This window comes from Xenorhabdus kozodoii, assembly GCF_002632875.1.
In the GTDB taxonomy this organism is placed as follows: Bacteria; Pseudomonadota; Gammaproteobacteria; order Enterobacterales; family Enterobacteriaceae; genus Xenorhabdus; species Xenorhabdus kozodoii.
This window is the reverse complement of sequence record NZ_NJCX01000129.1, coordinates 1-329: the sequence shown is the minus strand read 5'-3', so window position 1 is coordinate 329 and position 329 is coordinate 1. Positions and strand designations below refer to the sequence as shown.

Sequence of the window (329 nt, the reverse complement as noted above, 5' to 3'; positions counted from 1 at the left end):
GCCGGTTCTGATGCCGGGGAAAGGGCAGACGCACCGGGCCTATCTGTGGACCTATGTGACGGGTCGTGATAACGCCCCCGCCGTGGTGTACTACGAGTTGCATCCCGGCCGCGGTGGGCGTTATGCACAGGCGTTTCTGGAAAAATGGGCCGGTGGCTACCTTGTCACGGATGACTATGCCGGTTACAACGCGCTGCATGCCCGGGCGGATATCACCGAAGCGGGTTGCTGGGCCCACGCCCGGCGCAAGTTTTTTGAGGTTTACCAGGCCAGCCAAAGCACGGTGGCGAAACAGGCGCTGGAGGGGATCCGGGAACTGTATAAACTGG

General features: G+C 61.7%; 1 protein-coding gene. It reads left to right on the top strand.

Translation table 11 applies throughout. The annotated features are described in order from the left end of the window. Positions 1–329, top strand: a 329-nt coding sequence (locus Xkoz_RS19455; RefSeq protein ID WP_141554473.1) for an IS66 family transposase, incomplete at both ends; no start/stop codon positions are given.